The 20,197-nt window shown below is 66.8% G+C and carries 16 protein-coding genes, 1 tRNA gene and 1 pseudogene; 7 read left to right on the plus strand and 11 right to left on the minus strand.

Translation table 11 applies throughout. From position 1 onward, the window contains the following. Positions 1–2 precede the first annotated feature (2 nt). The 9 genes from G6N43_RS14085 to G6N43_RS14125 form a co-directional block, all read right to left on the minus strand. Positions 3–1,565 carry an MCE family protein gene (locus G6N43_RS14085; protein WP_083155764.1) on the minus strand — a complete coding sequence of 521 codons (1,563 nt, stop codon included), beginning with the start codon at positions 1,563–1,565 and terminating at the stop codon, positions 3–5. Positions 1,566–1,569: 4 nt separating this feature from the next. After that, positions 1,570–2,715 carry an MCE family protein gene (locus tag G6N43_RS14090; protein WP_083155689.1) on the minus strand — a complete coding sequence of 382 codons (1,146 nt, stop codon included), beginning with the start codon at positions 2,713–2,715 and terminating at the stop codon, positions 1,570–1,572. Continuing rightward, positions 2,712–4,175: a virulence factor Mce family protein gene (locus G6N43_RS14095; RefSeq protein ID WP_083155691.1), complete on the minus strand. Its 1,464-nt coding sequence runs from the start codon at positions 4,173–4,175 to the stop codon at positions 2,712–2,714. Before G6N43_RS14095 ends, G6N43_RS14090 begins: the two co-directional genes overlap by 4 nt. A 3-nt stretch (positions 4,176–4,178) precedes the next feature. After that, complete coding sequence (locus tag G6N43_RS14100) at positions 4,179–5,612, minus strand: MCE family protein (protein ID WP_083155704.1); 1,434 nt, start codon at positions 5,610–5,612, stop codon at positions 4,179–4,181. After that, positions 5,609–6,649, minus strand: coding sequence for an MCE family protein (locus G6N43_RS14105; RefSeq protein WP_083155707.1), 1,041 nt, complete (start codon positions 6,647–6,649; stop codon positions 5,609–5,611). Before G6N43_RS14105 ends, G6N43_RS14100 begins: the two co-directional genes overlap by 4 nt. Then, a complete protein-coding gene (locus G6N43_RS14110) occupies positions 6,646–7,887 on the minus strand; it encodes an MCE family protein (protein ID WP_083155711.1) in 1,242 nt (413 codons plus the stop codon). Before G6N43_RS14110 ends, G6N43_RS14105 begins: the two co-directional genes overlap by 4 nt. Then, entirely contained in the window at positions 7,874–8,479 is a 606-nt protein-coding gene (locus G6N43_RS14115) for a TetR/AcrR family transcriptional regulator (RefSeq protein ID WP_234810202.1), read from the minus strand. Before G6N43_RS14115 ends, G6N43_RS14110 begins: the two co-directional genes overlap by 14 nt. A gap of 155 nt (positions 8,480–8,634) precedes the next feature. Then, positions 8,635–9,840 carry an MFS transporter gene (locus tag G6N43_RS14120; protein ID WP_083155714.1) on the minus strand — a complete coding sequence of 402 codons (1,206 nt, stop codon included), beginning with the start codon at positions 9,838–9,840 and terminating at the stop codon, positions 8,635–8,637. Between the two features lie 75 nt (positions 9,841–9,915). Next, positions 9,916–10,353: a MarR family winged helix-turn-helix transcriptional regulator gene (locus G6N43_RS14125; protein ID WP_083155718.1), complete on the minus strand. Its 438-nt coding sequence runs from the start codon at positions 10,351–10,353 to the stop codon at positions 9,916–9,918. Positions 10,354–10,451: 98 nt separating this feature from the next. Between G6N43_RS14125 and G6N43_RS14130 the strand changes: the two genes are divergently transcribed. Genes G6N43_RS14130 through G6N43_RS14150 form a run of 5 tightly spaced genes read left to right on the plus strand, consistent with a single transcriptional unit; the run spans position 10,452 to position 17,140 of the window. After that, positions 10,452–12,500, plus strand: coding sequence for an ABC transporter ATP-binding protein (locus G6N43_RS14130; RefSeq protein ID WP_083155721.1), 2,049 nt, complete (start codon positions 10,452–10,454; stop codon positions 12,498–12,500). Beyond that, complete coding sequence (locus tag G6N43_RS14135; protein WP_083155724.1) at positions 12,497–13,345, plus strand: CbiQ family ECF transporter T component; 849 nt, start codon at positions 12,497–12,499, stop codon at positions 13,343–13,345. Before G6N43_RS14130 ends, G6N43_RS14135 begins: the two co-directional genes overlap by 4 nt. A 43-nt stretch (positions 13,346–13,388) precedes the next feature. After that, positions 13,389–14,906: a TldD/PmbA family protein gene (locus G6N43_RS14140; RefSeq protein WP_083155728.1), complete on the plus strand. Its 1,518-nt coding sequence runs from the start codon at positions 13,389–13,391 to the stop codon at positions 14,904–14,906. A 3-nt stretch (positions 14,907–14,909) separates the two neighbouring features. Next, positions 14,910–16,286, plus strand: a complete 1,377-nt coding sequence (locus G6N43_RS14145; RefSeq protein WP_083155731.1) for a TldD/PmbA family protein — start codon at positions 14,910–14,912, stop codon at positions 16,284–16,286. A gap of 8 nt (positions 16,287–16,294) precedes the next feature. Beyond that, complete coding sequence (locus G6N43_RS14150; protein WP_083155735.1) at positions 16,295–17,140, plus strand: carboxymuconolactone decarboxylase family protein; 846 nt, start codon at positions 16,295–16,297, stop codon at positions 17,138–17,140. On the opposite strand, the gene G6N43_RS14155 is transcribed toward G6N43_RS14150, so the two are convergent. Next, positions 17,134–17,787, minus strand: coding sequence for a nitroreductase (locus G6N43_RS14155; protein WP_083155737.1), 654 nt, complete (start codon positions 17,785–17,787; stop codon positions 17,134–17,136). The genes G6N43_RS14150 and G6N43_RS14155 overlap by 7 nt on opposite strands. Before the next feature lie 69 nt (positions 17,788–17,856). On the opposite strand from G6N43_RS14155, the gene G6N43_RS14160 reads away from it, so the two are divergent. Together G6N43_RS14160 and G6N43_RS14165 are read left to right on the plus strand one after the other, a co-directional pair. Further along, positions 17,857–17,933, plus strand: a tRNA-Ile gene (locus G6N43_RS14160). Positions 17,934–18,043: 110 nt separating this feature from the next. Next, positions 18,044–18,622 (plus strand): annotated as a pseudogene (locus G6N43_RS14165) (helix-turn-helix domain-containing protein); the annotation flags it as partial. A gap of 223 nt (positions 18,623–18,845) precedes the next feature. Here G6N43_RS14165 and G6N43_RS14170 read toward each other — a convergent pair. Next, positions 18,846–20,081 carry an IS256 family transposase gene (locus tag G6N43_RS14170; protein ID WP_163658098.1) on the minus strand — a complete coding sequence of 412 codons (1,236 nt, stop codon included), beginning with the start codon at positions 20,079–20,081 and terminating at the stop codon, positions 18,846–18,848. Between the last annotated feature and the right edge of the window lie 116 nt (positions 20,082–20,197).

The following is a 20,197-nucleotide window of genomic DNA, read 5'->3' on the forward strand; positions in this document are numbered from 1 at the left end:
GTCTAACTGCCCGCGGGCGCCAGCATGTCCTTCCAGCCGTTGTCGACGTCGGGCAGCGTGTTCTCCACCCGGTAGCGCACGCCGTCGGGTCCGACGACCTCACCGCTGGCCGGTGAGTACACGCCGGTTGCCTGCAGCGACGGGGTGTAGCTGCACGGCTTCGGTTGCCGGCCATCGCATTGCACGGTGCCCTGACTCGGCGGGGTGAGTGGATCGCTGCGCACGGGCTCGGGCGGCGGCAGCTGATCGGCGGGCATCGGGTTCATGCCGGTGTTGATCGTCGGTGCGGGGATCACCAGGCCCGGCTCAACCGGACGCGTGCAGCGGGCGGCAGGCGCAGGGCAGTCGAGGACCTGGTTGGGGTCCCCGTACCACGGGTTGGTGCCCAGCGGCACATAGGGTTCGTTGCTGCGGCACTCGTTCGGTGTGGCGGCGCGCTTGCCGGGTACGTCGGCACATGGGTAATTGCGTGCGCCGCGAACGACATTCGGAGCGCCCTTCGGAATCTTGCAGTACCGGATGTCGGTGGGCAGCGGCGCGGTGGTGGTGTCCGCGGGGGAGCGCCAGTTGCCCGGCGGCTCGAAACCGGTGAGGCAGGCGGGCGGCTGGTTGATGGTGAGGTTGAAGTTCAGGCCGACGGTGCCGGGATACGGTGCGAGCACCGTCTGTGCGACTGCGGCTCCCTGCGGGAGGATCACCAGGAACTGCTCGAGGCCGTTGTCGTAACGCTTGAGCATGTCCAGCACGATCGCGGAATTGGCCAGCAGCTGCGGCAGCGAGTCGCGAACGTCGGTGATCACCGCCCTGGCGGCCTCGATGGTGGGGACGGCCTCGGTCAGCAGATGGCGCACCGTGTCGTCCTTCTGCGCCGACTGCGCCGCCAGGGTGCTGAGATTGGCTGCCCAGCGGTCGATGTCGTCGGACGACCGGATCTGGCTGTCGAGAATCGGACCCGAATTGTCGATGATGTCGTTGATGCTGTCGATATTCGCGTCGAAGTCGCCGACGATCAGCTGAGTGGAGTCCGCCAATCGGTGCAGGGCGGGTCCGAGCCCGCCGACCGCCAGCGACGATTCCTTGAGCAGCTTGGAGATCTGGTCCTTGGGCAGCGCTGACAGGCCTTTATTGGTCGCATCGAGGATCGGACCGACCTCGGCGGGCACGGTGCCGGTGGTGATCGTCTGGCCGGGTCGCAGGAAGTCGTTGGTGGGGAGGCCCGGGTCGGGGTCGACAAGGTCGAGGTACTGCTCACCGACGGCGGACACGGAGTGCACGTTGGCCGAGACGTTGGCGGGGATCTCGTAGCGGTTGTCGATGCTCATCGACGCGACGACACCGCGACCGACGGGTTGCACATCGGTGACCCGTCCGACCGTCACCCCGCCGTAGGTGACGTTGGCGGTCGCGTACAGGCCACCGGACGCGGGCAGCTGCGCGTGCAACGTGTAATGACCGACGCCCACGAGGCTCGGCAGCCGAAGGTAGTAGATGCACAACACCGTCACCGCGAAGATCGTCAGCAGCGTGAAGATGATCAGCTGGATGCGGACGAAGCGGGTCAGCAACATCTCACTCCGACCTCTCGACCAACGGACCACCCGGCGCCGTGAGCGGGTTCGGGGTGAACCGGATGTCGGGGACCATCGTGTTGGGATCGCGGCCCCACGACTGCTCGAGCGCACGCAGGGCCCCGGAGAACCGGGTGCCCGCGAGGAACGAGTTGTCGATCGTGCTCAGCGTCAGGTCGAAGGTCGGCGACAGGTTGATGTAGTCGCCACGGACGAACTTGCCGACCCCGTCGGCGGTGAACGGCAGGGTCAGCAGGATCTCCAGCGCCCCGGGCAGATGCGGTGCGGCTCTTCCGAGTTCGCGCAGCGGACGTTGCAGCAGCCGCAGGTTATCGTCGATGTCGGCGCGCGCTGCGGTCAGCGTCCGGTCGGTGACCGCGCTGAAGCGGCCGAATGCTTCGGCACCGTCGGCGAACAGCTCCTGCTGGTCCGCGAAATGCTGCACGAGCGGCGGGAATGCGGTGAGCACGCGGTCCAGGGTTCGCTCGTTGGCCGCCGCGATGGCGAGGAGGTCGCGAACCTCGGTGGTGGCGCGGGTGATCTGCTCACGCTGCTGGTTGAGCTCGGTGATGAAGGTCTCGAGTTTGGCCAGGAAGCTGCGGATCCGTTCTGCGTTGCCCCACAACACATCGTTGACCTCGGTGGTGATGACCTCTAGGTGTTCGATGCCACCGCCGCGCAGCACCATCGCGACGCTGGCGAGGGTGCGTTCGGTGGTGGGATAGGCCGACGAATGCTGCAGCGGAATGGTGTCACCGTTGCGCAGCGGCTCCGGTGACGGATCCGGGAGTGCCGCCAACTCGAGGTGCTGGGTGCCCAGCAGGCTGGTCTGCCCGATCTTCGCGGTGGCGTTCGCGGGCAGTTTGACGTCGCTGCGGATGTCGACGGTGACGGTGGCGATCCAGTTCTTCAGCTCGACGGCGCGCACGGTGCCGACGTAGGTGTCGACCACGCGGACCCTGCTGTTGACGGTGACCGCGAGCACGTCGGGCATCTGGATGTAGACGGTGTAGTGCTCCCCGGAGCTGCCGGGCACGCCGGGCAGCGGCACGTTCGCGATGCCGCGCCACTGGCTGCACGACACCGTCGCGAGCATGACGGCGGCGAATACCAGTGTGCGCCAGAGGATGCGGCGTACCTTGTTCATCGTCCTGCCTCCGCGGGTAGCGGCGCCTCGGCGGGCAGGGGCGCGGGTGGTGGGGCAGCGGCGGGCTGGGGTGGCGGTGCTGTGCCGAGCAGCTGTGCGAGATCCTCTGGGGCCAGCATGCGTTGGGTGCCGGGCTGCAACTCCAGGCCCTCCATTCCGGGACCGATTCGCCATGTCGTTTCGCCCCGGTTGCGGTGGGAGAAGATGTTGTCGGGCGCGAACACACCGGGCACCGTCGTGGGCTTGTATCCCGGCGGCGGGCGCAGCCGCTCCTCGGAGTAGGCCACCTGATCGCGAAGCGTCGACGCCGTGTTGAAGATGTTCTGACCGAACGGCGGGTAGTTGAACTTGATGGCGTCGAAGATCGGCGCTAGATATTGGGCGCAGAGTTCGGCGGACTCCTGATAGCCGAGCCGGCTGCCGGCCTGGATGACGCTGCAGATCATCTGCAGGGGGTTGGCGAAGTTGGTCACCACGAGTGCACCCGTGGTGGCGCCGTGGGCGGGCTCGTAGATCGCGGCCAGGTTGGCGGCGGTGTTCGGCAGGACATGCAGGCCCATCTCAAGACCTTCGCGCGGTTCCGGCTGGACGACGGCGTTGCTGACCTCGGCCAGTTGGTTGATGTCGTGCGCCAGCTGAGAGCCGTTCTCGCCGAGGAAGGTTCGCAACGTCGAGACAAGCGAGTCGACCTCGGTGATCACCGTCGACAACTCCTGGTCCGAGTTGCTCAGTGAACCGGTGAACTCGGCGAGGTTGGAGTTGAGTTGGACGAACTGTTCGTCATTGGCCTGCAACGTGTTGACGAACAACGCAAGACTGCGGACGACGGAGAAGAAGTCGCCGCGACCCTCATTGAGCGCGGTGACGGCCTCCGACAGCGACGTCAGCGTCTTGTTGATGGCCTCGCCCTTGCCGTCCAGACCGTTGGCGAACGAGTTGATGACCTCGCCGATGGGTCCGGCGGGTTGTTGGGGCGTTGGCTTGAACTCTTCGACCAGGTTGCCGAGATCGTCACGCAGATCGTCCCATTCGACGGGAACCTGGGTGCGCTCGATCGGGATGACCGCACCGTCGGCCAGCGTCGGCCCGCCCTCATAGCGCGGCCCCAGCCGGATGGTCCGCGATGCGACGAGGCTGGGGTTGAGGATCGTCGCCGTCGCGTCGGCGGGCACCTTGTACTTGTTCTCGTAGTGGAAGGTGACCTTCATCCGACCGTTGACCGGTTCGATCGTGTCGATGGAGCCGACCCGGATCCCAAGCACCTCCACCTGGTCGCCGGGATAGAGCGCGATCGCGGACGGGAAGTACGCCACGACGGTGTTGGTCGTCAGCTTGCGGTACAGCTGGAAGCCGACGATCGCCGCCGTGAGGCCGAGGATGATCACCAGCGTTCCGACGATGACCATGCCGCGCGAGAGCCGCGGCAGTTTCAGCTTGCGAATGTCCAGAATCGTCGTCACAGATCACCCTCCCGCCGTGGTCTGCCGGTGCGGCACCGTCGTGGCACCGGGGTTGGTTGCCGGGGGGATGGGCACCGGTGTGCCGGGCACCGGAGGCGCAGGCTGGCCCGGCAGCGCGGCGGCGGGCAGTCCCGGGCCCGGCAGGGGTCCCGTCGGATTGGCGGGGGAGGACAACACATTCGGCGGTCCGTACCCGCCAGGCACCGGCCCGAACGGACCCTGGTTCAGGGCGGCGCACGGCAGCGGATTGCCCGGTATGGGCTGCGCGCCAGGGGCCGGCGTGTAGGAGCACGGTGAGCCCGGAGGCACGGCCGCATGCGGGAACTCGGGTGTGCCTTCCTGAACCGGCGGTGCGGGCGGTGGGGCGCCGTTGGGCAGCCGCTCGCCGTTGGGGTCGGGGAACTGGAACGCAGGCAGTCCCGCGTCGCCCCAGAACTTCTGAGGATCGATGCCGCGCTCCTTGAACGCGGAGTCGATGAACGGTTGCAGGATGCTGCCGGGCAGCAGGTTGACCAGCATCGCCTTGAAGTACGGTCCCGACCCGACCGCCTCGCTGAGCGCGGCGGAGAAGTTCCTGATCGTGACGAGAAGTTCCGCCAGGTCGTGCTTGTGCTTTTCGAGGATGTCGCTGACCGTGCCCACCTGCTTGAGCACGTTGTTGAGGTTCGGGTTGTCGTTGACCAGACCGCGCACCTGCACCGCGACGGCCGAAACACGTTCCAGCAGTTGGTCGACCGCCTGTCCGCGGGCGTTCACGTCGGCGAGCAGACTGTTCGACCTGACGAGGATCTGGTTGATCTTCTCGCTGCGGTCACCGAAGACGCGCGCCACCGCGTTCGCGTCCTTCAGCAGTGCCTTGAGGTCCTCGTTGCGCTTGGCGATCGTGTCGGAGAACCGTTCGACACCGTCCAGTGCGGCACTGAGATGCGGCGATGCCTGGTCGATGGTGTCGCTGACCACGTCGAGTGACTCCTTGATGGCGTCGATGTCCCAGCCCGACGCGGCTTTCGTCGTGTCGTCGATCGCGTCGTAGATCTGGTAGGGGGTGGCCGTGTGGTTCAGGGGGATGACCTCGTTGACACGCAACGGCGTCGAGCCGCGCGGCTCGATCTGAATCACCTTCTGCCCCAACAGCGTGTCCGTCTGGATCGCCATGCGGCTGTCGGATCCGACGATGGTCCCGCCGAGGTCGAATCCGACCACCACTCGGTCGACGTCCAACTCCAGGGACCGGACCGTGCCGACGTCCATCCCCGCGATCCGCACCTTGTCGCCCTTCGAGAGACCACCCGACTCGGCGAACTCGCCGTAGTAGACCGGCTGCGCGAAGAGCATGGGCACGGTGGTGAAGCTCTGACCCACCCCGATCACCAAGGCAGTGATGACGATTCCCATGAATCCCCGCCGTACGCGGTTGCCGCTCTCCAGTGTTCTCACTTGGGCGTGCACCTGCCCGTCGGCTGCGTCGTCACCTTGACCATGCGGACCGGCCCGCCGGGCTGCAGCCCGTTGATCTTCAGCGTGAGGTCGCACATGTAGAAGTTGAAGAAGTCGCCGTACACGCCACCAGCACGCCCGAGGATCTGGAACGCACCGGGCAGTGATCCTAGTAGGTCGTCGATCGCAACCCGGTTGTCCACCAACGGTTGTGCCACCTGCTCCACATAGGCGATGGAACTGTGCAACTCGGGCCGGTCGTCGGCGAGCAGATCGGCCACCGTGCCCGCGGCGTCGCTGATGTGGGCCACGGCGTCGGCGAGGGGGTCGCCGCGTGCGCTCAGCCCGGAGATCAGTGCCTCCAGGTCGACGACGGTCTGATCGAATTCCTTCTGGTGTTTGGTGGTGGTCGCCAGCACTGTGCGCAGGTTGGTGATGACCTCGCCGATCGCCTGGTCATGGTCGGCGAGTTCCATTGTCAACTGCGCGGTTTGGTCCAGGATGTTGGCGATGCTGCCACCCTGGCCCTGGAACACGGTGATCAACGAGCGCGAGATGTTGTTGACCTTCTCCGGGTCCAGCGAGCGCAGCAGTGGCCGGAAACTGCCGATCAGCGCGTCGAGGCTGAGCGCCGGCTGGGTCTGGGTAAGCGGGATGGTGCCGCCCGGGGAGAGCACCCGATGTGCCCCTTCACCCTCCCCACGCTGCAGCTCGATGTACCGCGTTCCGATGAGGTCGGCGTAGCGGATCGACGCGGTGGTGGACTCGTAGAGCGGAATCGTCTCGTCCACAGTGAATTCGACACGCACATGCTTACCGCCGTCGATCAGCTGCATGCGCGAGACCTTGCCGACCTCGACTCCCGACGCGCGGACGAACTGGCCCTCGCGCAGGCCGCCGATGTCGCCGAACACCGCGGCGTAGGTCTTGGTCCTGTCGAACCGAACCTGCCCGAACACCACGATGATCAGACCCGTGAGCAGCAGCAGAATGAGCGCGCTGACGCCGAGTCGGATGGCGGTTCCGGTGATTTTCATGGGTTGATCGTGTTCTCCCCGACCTGGCGGCCCCACACGTATTCGGTGAACATCGGTGTCGCGGACTCGAAGTGGTCATACGGCGCGATGGTGGCTCCGGTGTCCATGACCAGGACGGGCGCGGGCCAGAGTTCTCTGGTGATCTTCTGCCAGCAGCCGGGCTTGCCGCCGGGTCCGCCCTTCGCGTTCACCCTCGGAAGATTGTCGGGGTACACGTAGGGGTTCTCGGCGCCCAACAACCCCGAAGCCAGTTGCAGTGAGTAGCCGTTCGCGCCCAGCGCGTGGCTGACCATCGGTGCGATCTCGTCGTAATTGCGGATCCCGCAGAAGAATTCGGGGCTGTAGGTGTCGAGCACGCCGGAGGTGGCGGTCAGGTCGGATACCGAGCGCACGAAATAGGGTTCGCCCTTTTCGAAGACGTAGGCACCGGTCTCGGCGAAGCTCAGGCCCGCCTCCAGCACGCGGTCCAGGTCCGCGCTGTGCTCGTTAAGGGTCTCGGCGGTCACCACGCCGTTGTCGAGGAAACGCCAGAGGTCGGGCGAGGCCTGCTCGTAGACCTCCGCCAGGTCGGCGAGGCGGCGGATGTCGGCGGTCAGCGTCGGCATGCGGGGATTGACCTGATCGAGAATCCGTTCGCCGGCGAGCAGCGACTCGCCGAACTGGGTGCCGAGTCCCTCGAACGCCTGCGAGGTCGCCGACAGCGTCTTGTTGAGCTCGATCGGGTCGATCTTCTCGCCGATTTCGGTGACGGTTTCGAACAGCGTGTTGAACTCGGTGGTGACTGAGGTGGCGTCGATGACGTCGCCGCTCTCGATCCGTGCCGCCACCGGATGTTCCGGCCAGCTCAGGGCGACGTACTTGTTGCCGAACACGGTGGTGGCCTTGATGTCGGCACGCACATTGGCCGGAATCTGGCTGACGTAGCGCGGATTGACGTCGAGCAGGATCTTGGCCTTGGCGTCACCGCCGTCGTCGTAGTGCTGGATCGAGTCCACCCTGCCGATCGGCACCCCGTTCAAGGTGACCTTGGAGCCCGGGTCCATGACCAGGCCGCCACGGCCGGCGATCATTGTCAGTGTGATCTTGGGGGTGAAGTAGTTCTCGAACCGGCCGTAGATCAGGCCGAAGACCAGCGCCATGAGCAGCAGCGCCGCCAGGCCGATCGTCTTGATCGGCACTTTCCGTCGCGGACCGTTGACTCCCGAGGAGTCGGACTTGCCGCGCTTACCCAGTCGCATCGCGCTTTTGGGGACGCAGCGGCGCGAGCAGTATTGCGATCATGGTGCGAATGTGAGCTTCATTGTCCACCCCTAGTCCGATATCCGGTGCGATCCACAGACTGCCGAAGAATCGCATCAGCAGTTCGGCCATCGCCCGGGCGTCGACCTTGACGCCCAAATCCTTTGCGGCTTGGGAGATATCGCGCCGCAGGCCGACGAGCTGGAATTCGGCGACGCGTGGGTCCCGGTGCAGCGGCAGCGCGGTTTCGTCTTCGACCAGTCGCCGCGCCACCGGGTGGGTGCGGATCAACCGCACCGTCTCCACCGACAACTCGAACAGCCGGTTGTAGGGGTCGTCGAACGACTTGGCCTTGGTTTCGAATTCGGAGATCAGCCGCTGCAGTTCGAGCGCGAGCGCCTCACGGATCAAGGTGTCCTTGGATTCGAACCGGCGGAACACCGTCGCGCGGCCCACCCCTGCGGTGCGGGCGACGTCCTCGACGGTCATCCGCTCGATGCCATAGCGCGTCAGACACCGCAGTGTCGCTTCCAAGATGGCGATATCGGAGGCGTCGCGCAGCACCGGCGGAGTCGCGAGTGCGCTGGCCACGATATTCCCAGTCTTGGGCGTGGGACTCACAAGCGGGGACAGTATCATGCGTCTCACCAGACTTGGCCGTCTCGGAGAAATTGGTCCGCGTGACCCGTGCGATGCGATTTCGGCGTGCTGGGTCGCGCTCAGCGTGACCAGCCACGCCGAAATCGCTAAGAATCGCTGCCGACCGTGATCACCGTCGCCTCGTCGAGCTCGTCGAGTTCCCCCTCGACGTCGATGCCCATCAGGTGCGGGCGACTGGCCGCCAGCACGCCGGCGGCCAGCAGCACCGCACCCGCGCCGACCCAGAACGGCACATGCACGTTGATCCGCTCGCCGAGCACCCCGGCCAGCCACGGCGCCAACGCGGCACCGGAGAACCGCACGAAGCTGTAAGCCGCTGAGGCCACACCTCTTTCGACGGGCGCCGCCTTCATCACCGTCTCGGTGATCAACGTGTTGTTGATGCCGATGAAGAGGCCGGCGATCACCACGCACGCCGCCAACAGGGGCTTGTGGTCGGTGCCGACGGCCATCACCACGAGCACCGCCGTCATCGCCACCAGGTTCGCCAACAAGGTCGGGACCGTGCCGAAGCGATGCTGCAGCCGCGGCGCGACGACCACCGACGTGAACGCCAGCGCGATACCCCAGCCGAAGAAGATCAGCCCGATCTCATGAGCGCTCATGTCGAGCGGGAACGGCGTGAACGCCAGCAGCGTGAAGAAGCCGAAGTTGTAGAGCAGCGCGGTGATCGCCACCCCGAGCAGCCCGCGGTGCCGCAGCGCACGGAACGGGTCGGCCAACGTGGTGGCCCGCGCGGCGGGTGGCGTCGACGGCAACAGGAACGCGGTGACGACGACCGCGACGGCCATCAGCACCGACACCCCGAAGAACGGGCCGCGCCACGAGATCGACCCCAGGACACCGCCGACCAGCGGGCCGACTGCGATGCCCAGGCCGAGCGCCGCCTCGTACAGGATGATCGCCTGCGCCACCGACCCGCGCGCCGAGTTCACGATCGTCGCCAGCGCCGTCGCGACGAACAGCGCGTTGCCCAGACCCCAAAGTGCCCGCCACCCAACGATTTCGGTCACCGTGTCCGACATACCGGCCAGCCCTGCGCCGGCGATGATCACCACCAGGCCGATCAGCAGCGTGCGCTTCGGGCCGATGCGGCTGGCCACCACGCCCGTGATGAGCATCGCGACGCCCATCACCGCCATATAGCTGGTGAACAACAGCGACACCTGAGACGGCGACGCGTTGAGGGTGTCGGCGATCGGCTTGAGGATCGGGTCGACGAGACCGATACCCATGAACGCGACGACAGACGCGAAGGCAACGGCCCAAACAGCTTTGGGTTGACGCCACATACGGGCGATACTCCTAACGTTTTGTAGCGATTTCGGTGTGCTAAGTCGCGCTGAGCGCGACCAGCCACGCCGAAATCACCGAGATTTTGTGGGGGAGGACGCGTCGGCGAGCAGTCGGCGCAGCACCTCGACGGCGTTGCCGAGGGTCTGCTGATCCTTCGCATCGAGGCGCTCGAGATACGGATCGATGGCGGCGCCGCGATCCACCCGTACCTGCCTCAGTGTCTCGACGCCCTTGGCCGTGATCTCGATGAGCACGGCCCGCGCATCGTCGGGGTCGACGGTGCGCGATACATAACCCCCGTCCTCGAGTCGACGTACCTGGGTGGTCATCGTCGGCTGCGAGCAGTGGTCCAGCGCGGCGAGGTCGGATATCCGGGTCGGCCCCTGGTCCTCGATGGTCGACAGCAACCGCGCCTGCGCGTATCCCAGCGGCAGCCGCGCGCGCTGTGTGGCGAGTCGGTTGAGCCGGGCGACCACAGCCAGCAGATCAGCTCCAAGAGTCTGAGACATAGCTTCTAGATTACATAGTTTTACTATGCAGTTCAAACCTGCCGCAGGTCGGAGCGCGGCGAAGACCGCTCTCACCCTACGACTGGCAGAATCATGAAATGGCCGTGACCGGGGATTCGAGCATGTCTCGACGTTCCGGCTCGCTGAATCCCGCCGAACTCGCACAGGCGTCGGTCATTGCGGCGCTGTCGGCTGCCACGGCGATCATCTCCGTCGTCGTTCCCTTTGCCGCCGCGCTGTCATTGGTCGGCACCGTCCCGATGGGTCTGCTGGCCTACCGCTACCGACTGCGGGTGCTGCTCACCGCGACCGTCGCGGGCGCGATCATCGCCTTCCTGATCGCCGGCATGGGCGGCTTCATGACCGTCGTCAACTGCGCCTACATCGGCGGACTGACCGGCATCGTCAAGCGTCGCGGCCGCGGCACCACGACCGTCTTCCTCTGTTCACTGGTCGCCGGCTCCGTCTTCGGCGTCGCAGTCGTCACCGCGCTGGCGGTCCTGGCGCGGCTGCGCCACCTGATCTTCGAATCGGTGACCGCCAACATCAACGGCGTCGCCGCGATCATCGCGCGCATCCCCGACATGCAAGGCGTCGCCGACCAACTCAAGCGCGACTTCGCCACCGCGCTCGAGTACTGGCCGTTCCTGTTCTTTGCGACCTCGATCTTGTCCATCTCCATGGTGACTCTCATCGGCTGGTGGGCGTTGTCGCGGGTGCTTTCGCGTCTGTTCGGCATTCCCGACGTGCACAAGCTCGACGCCTCGACCGACACCGGGCCGATCGCGCCGGTGCCGATGCGCCTGCACGACGTCCGCTTCCGCTATCCCAACACCGATCACGACGCGCTGGGCCCGGTGTCGCTGACCGTCGAACCGGGCGAGCACCTCGCCATCACCGGCGCCAACGGCTCGGGCAAGACGACGCTGATGCTGATGCTCGCCGGACGCGAACCCACCGCGGGCACCATCGAGCGGCCCGGCGCCGTCGGGCTCGGCCGGCTCGGCGGCACGGCGGTGATCATGCAGCACCCCGAGAGTCAGGTGCTCGGCACGCGGGTGGCCGACGACGTGGTGTGGGGCCTGCCGCCTGGCACCACCACCGACGTGCACAGGCTGCTGGGCGAGGTCGGCCTCGATGGTCTGGCCGAACGCGACACCGGCGGCCTGTCCGGCGGTGAGCTACAGCGCCTCGCGGTCGCCGCGGCGCTCGCGCGCGAGCCGTCGCTGCTGATCGCCGACGAGGTCACCAGCATGGTCGATCAGGACGGCCGCACAGCGCTGATGTCGGTGCTGTCCGGGCTGACCCAGCACCACGACATGTCGCTGGTGCACATCACCCACTACAACGACGAGGCCGACGCCGCCGACCGCGCCGTGAACCTCACCGGCAACGGTGGCGCCGCCGACAACACCGACATGGTGGAGACCGCCTCGGCGCCCGCTGCGACAATGGCACACGGCCACCACGCAGACACTCCGGTGCTTCAGCTGGTCGACGTCAACCATGAATACGCCAGCGGGACACCGTGGGCCGCAACGGCTCTGCGCGACATCACCTTCACCGTCAACGAGGGCGACGGGCTGCTGATCCACGGTGTCAACGGATCCGGCAAGTCCACCCTGGCATGGATCATGGCGGGCCTCACCGTCCCGACGTCCGGCAGCTGCCTGCTCGACGGCAGGCCGGTGTCCGAACAGGTTGGCGCCGTGGCCATCTCGTTCCAGGCGGCCCGACTGCAGTTGATGCGCGGCCGCGTCGACCTGGAGATCGCGTCGGCGGCCGGGTTCTCCCATCGCGACCGCAAGCGGGTGGCCGAGGCGTTGGCCACCGTCGGCCTGGATCCGGGCCTGGCGAAGCGGCGCATCGACCAACTCAGCGGTGGCCAGATGCGCCGTGTGGTGCTCGCCGGTCTGCTGGCTCGGTCGCCGCGCGCGCTCATCCTCGACGAGCCGCTCGCCGGGCTGGACGCCGCGAGTCAGCGTGGGCTGCTGCGCCTTCTGGCCGAGCTGCGGCGCAACGCCGGCCTGACGGTGATCATCATCTCGCACGACTTCTCGGGCCTCGAGGAGGTGTGCCCGCGCATCCTGCACCTGCAGGACGGCGTTCTGGCACCGGTACCGACCACCGCGGGAGGCGTGTCATGACGGCCCCGACGGCAACCAAACGGCAGCGAAAGCCGGTTGTGCTGCTGCGGCCGGTTCCCGGCGACAGCGCCATCCATCGGCTGTGGGCGGGCTCGAAACTCCTTATGGTGGCGGGCATCGGCGTGCTGATGACGTTCTACCCGGGTTGGGTGCCTATCGCCGCGGTCGCGGTCCTGGTGCTGGTGGCCGCGTGGATCGCACGGATTCCCCGAGGGGTGCTGCCTTCGATTCCGGGCTGGCTGTGGATTCTGATTTTCTTCGGCGGCCTCACCGCCACGTTCGCCGGCGGTAGCCCGATCGTCGATTTCGGCTCAGTCGAGATCGGGCTCGGCGGGCTGCTCAACTTCCTGCGCATCACCGCGTTGTCGATCGTCCTGCTGGGCCTTGGGGCCATGGTGTCGTGGACGACGAACGTCGCCGAAATCGCGCCCGCCGTCGCCACATTGGGGCGGCCGCTGCGGATATTGCGGATCCCGGTCGACGAGTGGTCGGTAGCGCTGGCGTTGGCGTTGCGCGCGTTCCCGATGCTGATCGAGGAGTTCCGCGTCCTCTACGCGGCGCGCAGGCTGCGACCCAGGAACGTGGCAGCCAGCAGGCGAGGACGCTTACGCGGTGCTTGGCTCGAGCTCATCGATCTGCTCGCGGCGGCCATCACCGTCGCGTTGCGCCGGGCCGACGAGATGGGTGACGCCATCACCGCCCGCGGCGGCGCGGGCCAGATCTCCGCGTTTCCGTCGCGCCCCAAGATGATCGACCTGTGGGCGTGGGTGATCGTGATCTTGGTGTGCGGCATGGCACTTGCGTTGGAGCTGACGATTCTGGGCACCAGCGCCGTCACTACCTGAGCCGTGTGAAGCGCGCCGGTGGGCCCGCTATTACGGTGGGGGCGTGACAGCGCAACACCGGGTGGACGCCGACTTCCTCGGGCTGCCGCGCCATGAGCTGGCCGATGCGGCACTGTCGGCGGCGACCGCCGCCGGAGCCAGCTACGCCGACCTGCGTATTCACGGGATCACCACGGAGCTCATCCAGCTGCGCGACGGCGAGCTGGAGGCGGCCCTCGTCAACCGCGAGATCGGTCTGGCGGTGCGGGTGATCGTCGACGGCACGTGGGGCTTCGCGTCCCACGCCGAGCTGGATCCCGCCACGGCCGCCGAGACCGCGCGTCGGGCCGTGCACGTGGCGGCGACGCTCAAGCCGTTGAACGCCGAGCGCATCGAGCTGGCTCCCGAGCCGGTGTACTCCGACGTCACCTGGGTGTCGGACTATCGCATCGACCCGTTCACGGTTCCCGCCGCAGACAAGATCGCCGTGCTGGGCGAGTACTCCGGTCGGCTGATGGCCGCCGACGGCGTCGACTACGTCTCGGCCGGACTGCACTCGGTCAAGGAGCAGACGTTCTACGCCGACACGTTCGGGTCGTCGATCACCCAGCAGCGGGTGCGGATGATGCCGGGGCTGGAGGCGACCACCGTCGACCCCGCGGCGGGCACCTTCGAAACCATGCGCACACTGGTACCGCCGATGGCCAGGGGCTGGGAGGTCGTCGCGGGCGACGACGTGTGGAACTGGTCCGACGAGCTGGCGCAGATACCGTCGCTGCTGGCCGAGAAGGCCAAGGCGCCCAGCGTTTCCGCCGGGCCGACGGACCTGGTGATCGATCCGACCAACCTGTGGCTGACGATCCACGAATCGATCGGCCATGCCACCGAATACGACCGCGCCATCGGTTACGAGGCCGCCTACGCAGGCACGTCGTTCGCGACGCCGGACAAGCTGGGGACCATGCGCTACGGCTCGCCGGTCATGAACGTCACCGCCGACCGCACCGTCGAATACGGTTTGGCCACCGTCGGGTTCGACGACGAGGGCGTGGCCGCGCAGAGCTGGGATCTGGTGCGCGACGGCATCTTTGTCGGCTATCAGCTCGACCGGGTGTTCGCCCCACGGCTCGGCGTCAGGCGGTCCAACGGCTGCTCGTATGCCGATTCACCACATCATGTGCCGATCCAGCGGATGGCCAACGTGTCGCTGCAGCCCGGCACGGCCGACCTGAGCACCGACGACCTCATCGCCCGCGTCGAGGACGGTATCTACATCGTCGGCGACAAGTCGTGGTCGATCGACATGCAGCGCTACAACTTTCAGTTCACCGGGCAGCGGTTCTTCCGAATCCGCAACGGGCGCCTGGACGGCCAGCTGCGCGACGTCGCCTACCAGGCGACCACGACCGACTTCTGGGGATCGATGGAAGCCGTCGGCGGACCGTCGACGTGGCGTCTCGGCGGTGCTTTCAATTGCGGCAAGGCGCAACCCGGCCAGGTTGCGGCGGTCAGCCACGGCTGCCCGTCGGCACTGTTCCGCGGGGTGAACGTGCTCAATACACGCGACGAGGCGGGGCGGTAGCCGGTGATCGGAGCACAGCAGGTAGTCGAGCGTGCGCTGGCCGAGGCCGCCCGACTGGGCAAGGCCGACGAGACCATCGTCCTGGTGTCCGACCGCACCGACGCGTCGTTGCGGTGGGCGGGCAATTCGATGACCACCAACGGCGAATCGGTGAGCCGCACTACAACGGTGATATCGATTGTGCGCCAAGGTGTGACCGCGCGCGTCGGCTCGGTGGAGACCAGTGACGTGGACCCGTCGGCGATCCCCGGGCTGGTGGCCGCGTCGCAGGACACCGCGCTCGCCGCGCCCGAGGCCCGCGACGCTGCGCCGCCGTTGCCGGGCGACGACGGCCCTGACGATTGGGACGCTCCGGTCCCGGGCACCAGCGTGCAGGCGTTTCTGGATGTGGCGGGCAGCCTGGCCGCGCGGGGGTTCAGCGGGCCGGATCAGTTGTACGGGTTCGCGCGGCACGGTGTCGAGACGACGTTCCTGGCCACGTCGAACGGCCTGCGCCGGCGCTTCACGGAGCCGACCGGGTCGGTGGAGATCAACGCCAAACGTGACGGTGCCAGCGCGTGGGCGGGCTTCAGCACTCCCGACTTCACTGATGTGCCAACGGATTCGATGCTCGAGCGGCTGTCGACGCGGGTGGGCTGGGCGCGGCGCACCGTCGAGTTGCCTGCCGGTCGGTACGAGACGCTCCTGCCGCCGTCGGCGGTGGCCGACCTGATGATCTACCTGTGGTGGTCGATGGAAGGCCGCGGCGCGCAGGAGGGGCACACCGCATTGTCGGCGCCCGGCGGCGGGACCCGGGTGGGGGAGAAGCTCACCGATCTGCCGTTGACGCTGTACTCCGATCCGTTCGCCGAGGGCTTGGAGTGTGCGCCGTTCGTCACGACGTCGGCGTCCTCGGAGCGGGCGTCGGTCTTCGACAACGGCATGGATATCGGGCGTACGGACTGGATCCGCGACGGCACGATCGCCACGCTGGCGTATCCGCGGGCATCGGCGGCGGAGTTCGACGCGCCGGTGGCGGTGTCGGCGGACAACCTGTTGATGACGGGTGGGTCGGCGAGCATGGCGGACATGATCGCGAGCACCGAGCGCGGCCTGCTGCTGACGACGCTGTGGTACATCCGCGAGGTCGACCCGGCGGTGCTGCTGCTGACGGGACTCACCCGCGATGGCGTGTACCTCGTCGAGGACGGCGAGGTGACCGCGGCCGTCAACAATTTCCGGTTCAACGAGAGTCCGCTGGACCTGCTGCGACGGGCCACCGAGGCCGGCGCCACCGACCGCACGCTGCCGCGGGAGTGGGGCGACTGGGTCACCCGCGTGACGATGCCGACGTTGCGGATCCCCGACTTTCACATGTCCTCGGTGAGCCAGGCGCAATAATCCCTGGGGTGAGTGACGTACAACTGGCCGACCGCGTCGCCGGCCTGGTCGCGATGTCGTCCGGGGACGGGCGCCTGGACACGCTGACGCGGCTGACGTGCGGTCGGGCGCTGTCGTTGCGTCCGCTGCCGATGGAGCTGGACTGGGACGAGGGTGTCTCCGAGTCGGAGTCGGTGGTGGCGGCGTTCACCGAGCAGTTCGCGGTCGACGTGACGGGGGTCGGCGCCAATCAGCGCAAGCAGCTGTTGACGGTGTTGGGCGACAACGTGTTTCGCACGGCCGTGATGATCTTCGTCGCCGACTACGTGCCCCGCGTGTGGGCCGGCCTCGACGCGCTGGGGCACGGCAAGCCGGGCTACAGCGCGGACGTGGCGTGGGATCACGACTCGGATCCCGTCGACGCGCTGCTGAACGGGTTCGTGCCCGCGGTGGCGCGGATGCGGGCGCTGGATCCGGTGACGACGGAGGTCGTGCGGTTGCATGGGGCGGCGCAGCACAACTGCCGGCTGTGCAAGTCCCGGCGAGAGACGAACGCGTTGGATGCGGGCGGCTCCGAGGACCTGTACAGCCAGATCGAGCAGTTCGAATCCTCAGACACGCTGACCGGTGCGCAGAAGGCCGCGTTGCGGTACGTCGACGCGTTGATCTGGACGCCGTCGCAGATCGGTGCCGACGTGGTCGCGGGGGTGAATAAGCACTTCTCGGAGGACGAGGCGCTGGAGTTGACGTTCGACGTGATGCGCAACGCCTGCAACAAGATCATGGTGTCGCTGGGTGCCGATGCGCCGCTCGTGGAGGAGGGCGTCGAGTTGTTCTCGGTCGACGCGGACGGGCAGACGGTGTCGGTTCAGTAGTCGTGGAAGACGACGTTGTCGTCGATCGGGTTGCGTGGAATGTGTAGCTGGTTGGCGGGGAAGTCGGGGTCCGGATAGCCGATCGCGAGGCCGCAGAGGATTCGGTACTCGGGCGGAATGGCCAACTGCGCGTGCAGGACCTGGGGGTAGCCCGCGATCGACACCTGCACGCAGGTGCCGACGCCGCGCGCGGTCAGCGACAGGATGAACGTCTGCAGGAACATCCCGACGCCGAGGCTGTCGACGTAGTCGAGGTCGCTGTGCATGCAGACGATGCCCGCCAGCGGCGCGTGGAAGAACTCCCAGTTGCGCAGCACGGCCTCGCGCCGGCCGTCGATGTCGTCGCGGGTGATGCCCATCGAGCCGTACACGACGGCGCCGAGTTCGCTGCGCAGGTGCGCGAAGGACGGCGGCAGCTGCGGGACGACGGGCGGTCTGGCCCTGGCCTCGTGCATGAGGGCGCCCACCAGGCGTTGCAGGGCATCGCCCGAGACGAGGGCCAGGTGCCAGGGCTGGATGTTGGAGTTCGACGGGGCGCGGATGGCCAGCTGCAGGGCCTCGTCAACGAGGTCGCGGGGGACCGGGCGGTCGGGCTGGAACATGCGGATCGAGCGCCGGTCGGCGATGGCCGCTTCGAGGTCGTACATGGTGCTCCTCCTGCCGCTGAGACGGCATGTGGAGCGTATGCGACCATTGGTGCCGCGAAACTGTGAGCAGGGGCGGTAGCTCAGTTGGTTAGAGCCGCGGACTCATAATCCGTTGGTCGCGGGTTCGAGCCCCGCCCGCCCCACCAAGCATTTGTATTACCTCGGCTGATGCTCGACGTTTGGTCTTCGGGTGATGGGCGACAGTGTTTCGGCTGATGCTTTACACCTACTTCGGTTGATCCTTGACACTCCCTAGATGAGGGAGTTAAGCGTGGCCGAGCAGCGGTATCAGGCCGTGTTGGCGGTGATCAGCGATGGGTTGTCGATTTCGCAGGTCGCATCGAAGGTTGGGGTGTCGCGTCAGACGCTGCACTCGTGGTTGGCCCGGTATGAGGCCGAGGGTCTCGAGGGGCTGGTGGACCGGTCGCATCGACCGGCGCGGTGTCCGCATCAAATGCCCGCCGAGGTGGAAGCGGCGCTGTTGGAGTTGCGGCGTTGGCGGCCCTATTGGGGGCCGCGGCGACTGGTGTTCGAACTGGCCAAACGCGGGGTGCAGCCGGTGCCCTCGGAATCGGGGGCCTATCGGGCGTTGGTGCGCGCGGCGATGATCGACCCGACCCGGCGCGACCGGCGTTCCCGCAAGTGGAAACGCTGGGAACGCGCCGCGGCGATGGAGTTGTGGCAGATGGATGTGGTCGGCGGCTTCCCGCTGGCCGACGGCACTAGCGCCAAAGCATTGACCGGCATCGATGATCATTCCCGGATGTGTGTCTGCGCGAGGTTGATGGCCCGGGAACGCACCCGCGCGGTCTGTGACGCGTTACGCGCGGCGCTGGGCGTGTCAGATGTTTTGTGTAGCTGTGGCTCCTGATGAATTGGAGCAGTATCGATGGATGTGACCACTGACGAGCCGATGTCGGGCGCTGATGCCATGGAGGCGTTGAAGTCTGCGGGTGTTGGATGATGTGTTAGCCAAGATCGATGATAGCGTCCCGGGGAGTGGTGGACTTCGGATCTGGCGTGGTTCACGCGTTGCGATCAACGAGTCATGTTGAACGCTAGGTGATTTGGTGTTGTTTGACAAGTGCTGCCGCGGCGTGTTTTGTCTCGATGACGGCGCGTAGTTCGTCCATGGAGACATCGGAAAGATAGCGGCGGGTGACCTGCCACTCGTCGTGGGCTTCGATGACTACCGCGGTGGCCAGGCGCAGGAACGCTGCGGGGTTGGGGAAGATCTCCACGACATCAGCGCGGCGCTTGATCTCCTTGTTGAGCCGTTCGATGGGGTTGTTCGACCAGATCTTCTGCCAGTGCGCCCGCGGGAACGCGGTGAACGCCAGCACGTCGGTCTTGGCCTCGCCGAGCATGGCCGCGACTTTCGGGAAGCTAGGGGCCAGGGTGTCGGCGACGCGGTCCCACTGGGCGGCGACCTCGGCGGGGTCGGTGTGGGCGAAGATCGTCTTGACCGCCGCAGTCACCGCCGGCGCGTGTTTGGCGGCGACCGCGGTGTGCAGGTTACGCATGAAATGTACCCGGCACCGCTGCCACGATGAACCGGTGAACTGCTGCGCCACCGCGGCTTTGAGCCCGGCATGGGCGTCGGAGATCACCAGATGCACCCCAGTCAGGCCGCGGGCTTTCAGCGACGCCAGAAACTCTCGCCAGAACTCGAAGGACTCACTGTCACCGACCGCAGTGCCCAGCACTTCACGGGTGCCCTCGAGGGAGACCCCGGTAGCCACCACCAGGGCCTGAGAGACGACGTGCGCCCCGATACGCACCTTGCAGAACGTCGCGTCGCAGAACACGTACGGGAACTGCGTGTGGGTCAAGCTGCGGGTCCGAAACGCCTCGATCTCCTTATCCAGGCCCGCGCAGATCCGTGAGACCTCCGACTTGGAGACCCCCGCCGCGACGCCCATCGCCGCGACCAGGTCATCGACACTGCGGGTCGACACGCCGTGCACGTAGGCCTCCATGATCACCGCGTGTAACGCCTTGTCGATACGGCGGCGCCGCTCCAACAGCGACGGGAAGAACGACCCAGCCCGCAGCTTGGGGATCTGCACCTCAATATCGCCTGAGGTGGTCGACACTGTCTTCGGGCGGTGCCCGTTGCGGTGCACCGTGCGTTCGTCACTGCGCTGATAGCGGCCCGCGCCGATCGTGGCGGTGGCCTCGGCCTCGATGAGCTGCTGCAGGCCGGCGCGGATCAATTCGGCAAACACTGCGCTCGCATCAGCGGACTTGAGCGCGTCGAGCTGGGCAAGCAGGGCAGAATGATCCTGGGTCATCGCGTCGTGTGTCTTCCTGTTGAGTCACTTGGTAGGTAACTCACTGACCACTACGCGATGGCCCACCCCAACACCGGCAACGACACACCCAGCACCATCGGCCTCAGCTCCCGAAA

The organism is Mycolicibacterium moriokaense (assembly GCF_010726085.1).
Classification (GTDB): Bacteria; Actinomycetota; Actinomycetes; order Mycobacteriales; family Mycobacteriaceae; genus Mycobacterium; species Mycobacterium moriokaense.

Excerpts from the sequence above, each read along its gene's own strand:
- G6N43_RS14090 (WP_083155689.1), bottom strand. The coding sequence starts at position 2,715 with ATGAACAAGGTACGCCGCATCCTCTGGCGCACACTGGTATTCGCCGCC.
- G6N43_RS14105 (WP_083155707.1), bottom strand. The coding sequence starts at position 6,649 with ATGAAAATCACCGGAACCGCCATCCGACTCGGCGTCAGCGCGCTCATT.
- G6N43_RS14110 (WP_083155711.1), bottom strand. The coding sequence starts at position 7,887 with ATGCGACTGGGTAAGCGCGGCAAGTCCGACTCCTCGGGAGTCAACGGT.
- G6N43_RS14120 (WP_083155714.1), bottom strand. The coding sequence starts at position 9,840 with ATGTGGCGTCAACCCAAAGCTGTTTGGGCCGTTGCCTTCGCGTCTGTC.
- G6N43_RS14125 (WP_083155718.1), bottom strand. The coding sequence starts at position 10,353 with ATGTCTCAGACTCTTGGAGCTGATCTGCTGGCTGTGGTCGCCCGGCTC.
- G6N43_RS14130 (WP_083155721.1), top strand. The coding sequence starts at position 10,452 with ATGGCCGTGACCGGGGATTCGAGCATGTCTCGACGTTCCGGCTCGCTG.
- G6N43_RS14135 (WP_083155724.1), top strand. The coding sequence starts at position 12,497 with ATGACGGCCCCGACGGCAACCAAACGGCAGCGAAAGCCGGTTGTGCTG.
- G6N43_RS14155 (WP_083155737.1), bottom strand. The coding sequence starts at position 17,787 with ATGTACGACCTCGAAGCGGCCATCGCCGACCGGCGCTCGATCCGCATG.
- G6N43_RS14170 (WP_163658098.1), bottom strand. The coding sequence starts at position 20,081 with ATGACCCAGGATCATTCTGCCCTGCTTGCCCAGCTCGACGCGCTCAAG.